The sequence below is a fragment of the Paraburkholderia sp. SIMBA_054 genome (assembly GCF_046534875.1).
GTDB classification, from domain to species: Bacteria; Pseudomonadota; Gammaproteobacteria; order Burkholderiales; family Burkholderiaceae; genus Paraburkholderia; species Paraburkholderia hospita.
In genome coordinates, this window is the sequence record NZ_JAWRXV010001942.1 from 1 (window position 1) to 209 (window position 209).

Below are 209 nucleotides of genomic sequence, written 5' to 3' on the forward strand. Positions count from 1 at the left end.
CCCTTCGCGGCGCAATAGCTCTCCAGCATCGCATGCTGGCGATCGAGATCCGCTTTCTGGTCGTGCGACGAGACTCGTGCGTAGCAGACCGTCGGTGCATCCTCATTGCCGAGACCCAACAGGTCGGAGACGGCGTAATAGCGTGTGCCGCCCGCCGTCTTGCGAGCGGGCACCAGTTCGCCAGTCTCCTCCCACTTCCGCAGGGTGGA

1 protein-coding gene is annotated in these 209 nt (G+C 64.1%); it reads right to left on the reverse strand.

Translation table 11 applies throughout. The features are described from left to right. Positions 1-209: IS607 family transposase (locus tag SB822_RS61795; protein WP_410859765.1), on the reverse strand; the 209-nt coding region annotated here is incomplete at both ends.